Source organism: Enhygromyxa salina (assembly GCF_002994615.1).
GTDB lineage: Bacteria > Myxococcota_A > Polyangia > Nannocystales > Nannocystaceae > Plesiocystis > Plesiocystis salina_A.
Window position 1 is genome coordinate 57,556 of record NZ_PVNK01000281.1, and the last position, 6,552, is coordinate 64,107.

Sequence of the window (6,552 nt, forward strand, 5' to 3'; positions counted from 1 at the left end):
ATAGCGGCGGCGTGACCACGGACCCGAGCGGCGACGGCTCGAGCGTCGACGGCCCTGGCGAGCGGCTCTTGCCCTGCGCGCGCGCGCGGCACGATCACCCGGCGGCGACACAACATGCGTGACCACCTCCTCGCCGTCTGCTTGTTTGGGTTTGGGCTCGCGGCCGGAGCCTGCGACGGCCCGGGCACGACCCAGCCCGATGCAGGTCCGGCCGGCGACCTCGTCAGCACCTGCGCCGCGGGCGATGCGTCCGCGGGCGACCAGCTGATCGCGCAGCTCCGCGCGGGGCGACTCGACGCGAGCGCAGACGACTACGCCGCCCACCGAGGCTCGCTGCGATCGGCGTGCACCGAGGGCTGCGCCGCGGCCTGCCTCGAGTTCGCGCACAACAGCTGGGATCCAGACGAGGCCGCCGAATTCCGCCAGCTCGCCTGCACCCACGGCAGCTCCGAGGCCTGCTCCCCAGACCCGGCCGCGCGCTGCGACCAGGGTGAGCTGCGCGCCTGCGCCGAGGTCTCGCCCGATCGCGTGGCCACGCTCAGCGCAGCCGGGTGCGCCGCCAACGACGGCCGCGCCTGCAGCGTCCAGGCGTGGACCCGCTGCACTGGTGTGAGCGACGAGGTGAGCGACGGCGCGACCACCTGCGACGAGCTCGCGATCGAGGCCGCCCGCAAGGCCACGCAGCTCGTCCCCGAGCCCGAGATCGAGGAGACCCTCGGCGTCGTCTACTGCCACGCGGGCCAACCTTCCCAGGCCGACGCGAGCTTCGCCGCTGCCTGCGAACGCGGCGTTCAGGATGCCTGCGGCCGCAGCTGCCAGGAGCTCCGACCCGGCCGCGCGCTCGTGGTCCGCGACTCGCAGCAGCCAACCTACGCCCACATCCTGACCCTGATCGCCCTGCAGTCCAACGTCAGCGAGGGCTGGTTCCTGGCGCTCTCGGCCATGAACGACGAGGAGCTCGGCGGCTTCGTCGACATGCTCGAGCACTTCACCCCGCCGCTGTCCGAGCCCGGCGCCAAGGCCAAGGTCCCCGAAGACCTGGCCGCGCAGTACCCCGAGCTGGTCGCGGCGCTCCTCCGCTCGCCGCAGGTCGACGCCAAGAAGATCAAGTACTGGTTTGGCCGCCTGCCCGAGATGAGCGACGAGCAGCGGACCAACTTGATGAACAGCCTGCGCAATCAGTGGTGGGTGATCCCCGGCGACGAGAGCCGCACGCCGACCTCCTTCGTCGAGGCCGTGCACCTGCAACACGGCGGCTTCGGCCCCTGACGCACACCCTGCGCCACCCAGCTCGAGCTACTCCGCCAGCGCTTCGAAGCGCCGCTCGAGCTCGGCGTGGCGATCGATGCCCCGTCGCGTTCTGGACAGCTCTGGACGCAGTAAGGTCAGCGCACGGCGTGCTCGCAAGAGCGCGTCGGCGCTCTTGTGCTCGACCTCGAGGTAGCTCAAGGCCTGCTCGAACTCCCGCGTCGCCGACTCGACTCGCTGGACCTGCGAGAGCGCATCCCAGCCCTGTTCGAGCCCTGTGGAGCCTGTCGGGCCGCCCGCGTGCGGCGTGCCCCAGCCGCCTTTGCTTGGCCGCACCTCATTCATGCTGGGGGGCCGCTCGATGCTCGCGCTTCGCGGCGCCTCACTCGGCTGGACGACGAGCGCGAGGGCGACAACCGCCGCCGAGACGAGCAGGCCAATTGCGAGTCCCGTTGCGAGTCGGCCGAGCCTGGTCATGTCAGCCTCAGTCGCACTCGGGCAGGAGCTCGACCTCGATCGGGGTGCTCACGGTGCGTTCGAGCGTCGGGTCACCGAGGCCGAGCTGCCCCTGGTAATTGTCGCCCCAGCAGCGCACCCGCCCCGAGTCGAGCAGCGCGCAGGTGTGGTCGAAGCCCACGGCCAGATCCACGACCTTGCCGCCAATCTCGAGGTCCTCATCGGGCGGCTCGTAAAGGGTCGAGATCAGGGGGCCGTAGCCGATCTCCCCCCCATCCGAGTTCCCCCAGCATCGCACCCGACCGCCATCGAGCAGCACACAGGTACGCAAGCCGCCCATGAACACGGCTTGGACCGGCTCACCGACCGGCACCGGGCCCATGTCCATCGGCGTCTCGTCGTCTCCGACGTATTCGACGTCCCCGAAGATATCGCCGTAGCCGAGGATGCCGGTATACGCATCCTTCCCCCAACAACGCAGGCTGTGGTCCTCGAGCAGCGCGCACCAATTGCTGCCCGAAGCGGTCAGCGCGATCGCGGCGCCACCGAGGGGAACATCGCCCACTTCCTCGGGTGTCTCGTCATCTCCGATCGCCTCCTGCGTGCCGTACCCCAGCCAGGTCTGGGTTCCCCAGCAGCGCACGCCGCCGGAGCGCAACAGCGCGCAGGTGTGGTCACCGTGCACGGTCCCACCTGCCACGATCTGAACGGCCTCGCCACCAAGCGGCACATCGGGGAGCTCGGGGAGGAGCTCGTTGGGATCTTGGCCGACCCCGCGGTCGATCGAGTCGCCGTAGCCCAACTCGGCGCCCGCCCCCCAGCAGCGCACCGCCCCGGTGTCGAGCAAGACGCAGGCATGCTCGATTCCTCGGTCGATCTCGACCAGCGGTGACGGACCCCGAATCAGCAGCCCCTCGCCCGCCGTCTGCTCGGGCGTCGAGAACGGGAAACCAACGGCCCCACTCCCCCAGCAGCGGGCCTCACCTGCGTCGGAGATCGCACACTTGTTACCCCCGAGTATCTCGAGCGAGCGGACCGCCATGCCGATGTCGACAAACCCGGCCTCACACCAGTCTTCGTCGTCACCGATGTTCTCGGACTCCCCGTACCCCAGCCAGCCGTTGCCCCCAGCCCCCCAGCAGCGCAGGCGACCACGCGAGTCGATCACGCAACTCGAGCGCCCGTCCGGGACCAGATCGACGATGTGTGCCGGAGCCTCGACTTCATCGCCGCCGCAGCCCGACCCGAACGCGAGCGCCGACATCGCGACTGCCCCAGGCAGCCGGGTCACGGCGTGGCCTCCCGCGCGATCCGTATGGCGTGGAGCAACGAGAGCTGCTCGAGGTCACCCCAGGCGTCGGTCGCGATCGACGCCCGCCCGAGCGCCGTGCACTCGAGCGCGTCGGTCGTGAGATCGACGCCGCCCGTGCCAGCGTGGACGACGTGCCAGCCGATGACCGCTTCGCCCGAGCTCGGGTTGCACTGCTCGTTGGGCGCCAAGATCCGCAGCGTATCGCCCTCAGGCCTCGAGATCACCTCCAGGCGCGCACCAAAACGATCGTGCGGGCTGGCGAAGTCGGCGACGCGGCCCTGGCCTTGGACCAGGGTTTCGTCAGCCTGGGTCGGCAGTCCACTGATGCTGCCATACAGTACGTGGACTTGGCCGACGTCGGCGCCCGAGTCGGTGTCTTGTCCGGGCACGCCGATGACCAGGTCCGAGCAGCTCGTGCCCGCGAGCCGAGCCGCTGCGACGCTGGCCCCGAAGTGGTCGCGTGCCTCCGGGGCGTCGCCCGCTCCGGCCCGGCCCTCGTACAGCAAGTCGTTGACGGAGCTGAGACCCCCGCTGGTCCCGAACAGCACATGGACCACGCCCGCTTCGTGCTCACCCTCGACGGTCGCCCGCGGCGAGCCGATTGCGAGGTCGTCGATGCCGTCGCAGTCGAAGTCGCCAGTGGCGAGCTGTTCTGCAAAGAACGCCCACTCGTCGGCTGCGCCGCCGATCCCGGCCGTGTCTTGATCGAACACCTGATCGCCGACGGCCGTGAGCCCCGCGGGGGAGCCGTAGATGACGTGCACGCTGCCGGCCGACGACAGCGAGCTGATCGTCGCGCCCGGCGTGCCCACGGCCAGGTCATCGTAGCCGTCGCCGTTGAAGTCGCCGACCGCGAGCCCTGCGCCGAAGAAGTCTTCACACGCCGCCGTGCCGAGCACGCCGCTGCTGTCGAGGCCCCAGTCGACCCGGGCGCCGCTGGGGTCGACGACGATGATCCGGCCCTTGCCACAGTCGTAGTCTGGATCCGAGAAGACCTCGTAGTCGCCGCCATCCGCACCAGCGAAGGAGGCGGTGACCGCGGTGCTCAGATACCCGCCAGGCCCGCCCGCGTCGTAGATATTGGCGAGGAAGGTGTAGGAGGATTGGCCGTAGGCGATCGCGTAGAGGTGGTCGGCGACTGCGTCGACGTCGACGGGATCCCCGAAGTCGCCCTGGTTGGCGAGGGCCAGGGTTGGCGCGAGCTCCTCTTCGAGCACGGCGGCCAGGATCCACGGGTGATGCGGCTTGGGCACGCTGTTGGTCACCTGGCTCAGCGGCGGCGCCTTCCAGCCACCGCACACCTGGCCGCCGGTCTCGTGCATCGAGCAGCTGTCGCCAGCGTAGCTCCCGCCAACCCCGGAGTCGATCGAGGTCGGCAGCTCGCCGAGGCAGCCGCCGTGCCACTCCCACTCGTCCTCGTCGTTGAGGTCGTGACAGGGGGTGACGTCGCGGCCTGTCTCCTTCTCGATCCAGTGCAAGTAGGCTGGAGCAGCCTCGTAAAGGTCCATGTCCCCAGCGCCGAGCGCGTCCCCGTTGAGGTCGCCGAGCACTCGCCAGGTCCCGTCGGGCAGCCGGTAGAGGATCGGCCCGCCCGAGTCTCCCCTCATGGTCGCCATCCCGAAGATCGGCGTCTCGTCCCACTCGAACGCGTAGTTGGTGACGAGCTGGTTCGGGCTACCCGGGTGGTAGTAGCCACCGTAGGGCGCGGACGCGGGCTCCGAATTGTCGACCTGGACATAGAAGGTTGGGTTGAACGCGCGCTTGAATCCACCCTCGTCGTCATCGGGTTCGGTGCCCATGCCCACCGCTGTCACGTCGACGCCGGGGAAGTTTCCGTCGGCCGCCCCGCCGATGGGCGGCGGCGGCGTCCAGCACCCGTTCGCGCCCTTGACCTGGCCCGAAGCGCAGTCGTACGTCGTCCACAAGTGCTCGTGCAGCCAATCTCGGATGCACCCAGTCGGGACCATGAGCGGGACGGTCGGGAGCGAGGCGAGCTTGGCGTAGTCGGGATCGGTCGAGTCGAGCAGACAGACCGCCAGGTCCACGCCCGCGTAGTGCCAAATATTGTTGCCCTTCGAGAGCCACCCGCCTTCGTCCGGGGTGAAGCACCAGGTTTGGCCCACATACTCGGGGTCTGAATGCTCGGGGACGTCGATCTCGAAGCGGTCGCCGTCGGGATCGGCGGCGCTGTCGGCGTTGCCGAAGGTGATCTTCGAGGGCTGCCCCGGCTCAATGCAATGCCCCGCCATCAACACAACCCCATCCCCCAGATACGAGCCCGTGCAATTGGCACCAACCCTCACGGTCGACGGGTACGCACAATCTGCGACCAGGGGGCCCGTCACGGGGTCCATGGCGTGTGACGTGGTGACGGGAACCAACCAAAGAGTGACGCCGATGACGACCGCGTGGACCCCCCAATGCATCCTACTCCCATACCACCAGGGTCATCTTGGGCAATGGCGGGCGAGGCCTGACAACATTGTTGACACATGCACCTCACGCCGCCGACGCCACCGGAACCAGGTTCGACGAGCGGTACAACACCGACTCTTGGCCCGTCGAGGTTTAGACCGCGCGACACGTTGTCGAGGCGAGCGCTCGCGGTGCCCGAGGCGGCAGGCGGCCGGGCAAGGCGGCGGAGGGCGCGTCGAGCCAGGCGGGTATGCGTCCAGCCTCTCAGCCCCGCTCCACTCGTGCGCGTCGGGGCGCCTCGCCCTTGGTCGGCCGAGCCTGGTCATGTCAGCCTCAGTCGCACTCGGGCAGGAGCTCGACCTCGATCGGGGTGCTCACGGTGCGTTCGAGGGTGGGATCACCGAGGCCGAGCTGACCATCGGAGGCGTCGCCCCAGCAGCGCACTCGCCCCGAGTCGAGCAGCGCGCAGGTGTGGTCGAAGCCCACGGCCAGATCCACGACCTTGCCGCCGAGCTCGAGGTCTTCGTCGGGCGGCTCGCGAAGGGTCGAGACCAAAGGGCCGTAGCCGATCTCCCCCCCATCCGAGTTCCCCCAGCAGCGCACGCGTCCGCCATCGAGCAGCACACAGGTACGCAAGCCGCCCATGAACACGGCTTGGACCGGCTCACCGACCGGCACCGGGCCCATGTCCATCGGCGTCTCGTCGTCTCCGACGTATTCGACGAGTGTGAAGATGTCGCCGTAGCCGAGGATACCGCTGTTCGCATCCTTCCCCCAACAGCGCAGGCTGTGGTCCTCGAGCAGCGCGCACCAATTGCTGCCCGAAGCGGTCAGCGCGATCGCGGCGCCACCGAGGGGGATGTCGCCGACCTGTTCCGGGGTCTCGTCATCTCCGATCGCCTCCTGCGTGCCGTACCCCAGCCAGGTCTGGGTTCCCCAGCAGCGCACGCCGCCGGAGCGCAACAGCGCGCAGGTGTGGTCACCGTGCACGGTGCCACCTGCCACGATCTGAACGGCCTCGCCACCAAGCGGCACATCGGGGAGCTCGGGGAGGAGCTCGTTGGGATCTTGGCCGACCCCGCGGTCGATCGAGTCGCCGTAGCCCAACTCGGCGCCCGCCC

Annotated in this window: 5 protein-coding genes; 1 reads left to right on the plus strand and 4 read right to left on the minus strand. The window is 69.3% G+C overall.

Annotated features, from left to right (window positions below):
* The first annotated feature begins 114 nt into the window (after positions 1–114).
* Positions 115–1,269, plus strand: a complete 1,155-nt coding sequence (locus tag ENSA5_RS32795; RefSeq protein ID WP_106395667.1) for a hypothetical protein — start codon at positions 115–117, stop codon at positions 1,267–1,269.
* Between the two features lie 27 nt (positions 1,270–1,296).
* Here the strand turns inward: ENSA5_RS32795 and ENSA5_RS32800 are convergent, their stop codons facing one another.
* The 4 genes from ENSA5_RS32800 to ENSA5_RS32815 form a co-directional block, all read right to left on the minus strand.
* Entirely contained in the window at positions 1,297–1,584 is a 288-nt protein-coding gene (locus ENSA5_RS32800) for a hypothetical protein (RefSeq protein WP_146156365.1), read from the minus strand.
* Positions 1,585–1,732: 148 nt separating this feature from the next.
* Positions 1,733–2,995: an RCC1 domain-containing protein gene (locus ENSA5_RS32805; RefSeq protein WP_146156366.1), complete on the minus strand. Its 1,263-nt coding sequence runs from the start codon at positions 2,993–2,995 to the stop codon at positions 1,733–1,735.
* Positions 2,992–5,265, minus strand: coding sequence for an FG-GAP repeat protein (locus ENSA5_RS32810; protein ID WP_106395670.1), 2,274 nt, complete (start codon positions 5,263–5,265; stop codon positions 2,992–2,994). The genes ENSA5_RS32805 and ENSA5_RS32810 overlap by 4 nt, the downstream gene beginning before the upstream one ends.
* 499 nt (positions 5,266–5,764) lie before the next feature.
* On the minus strand, positions 5,765–6,552 hold a 788-nt coding region (locus ENSA5_RS32815; RefSeq protein WP_373422457.1), incomplete at its 5' end, for an RCC1 domain-containing protein.

Coding starts and splice junctions, on each gene's coding strand:
- ENSA5_RS32795 (WP_106395667.1), top strand. CDS start 115: ATGCGTGACCACCTCCTCGCCGTCTGCTTGTTTGGGTTTGGGCTCGCG.
- ENSA5_RS32810 (WP_106395670.1), bottom strand. CDS start 5,265: ATGGCGGGGCATTGCATTGAGCCGGGGCAGCCCTCGAAGATCACCTTC.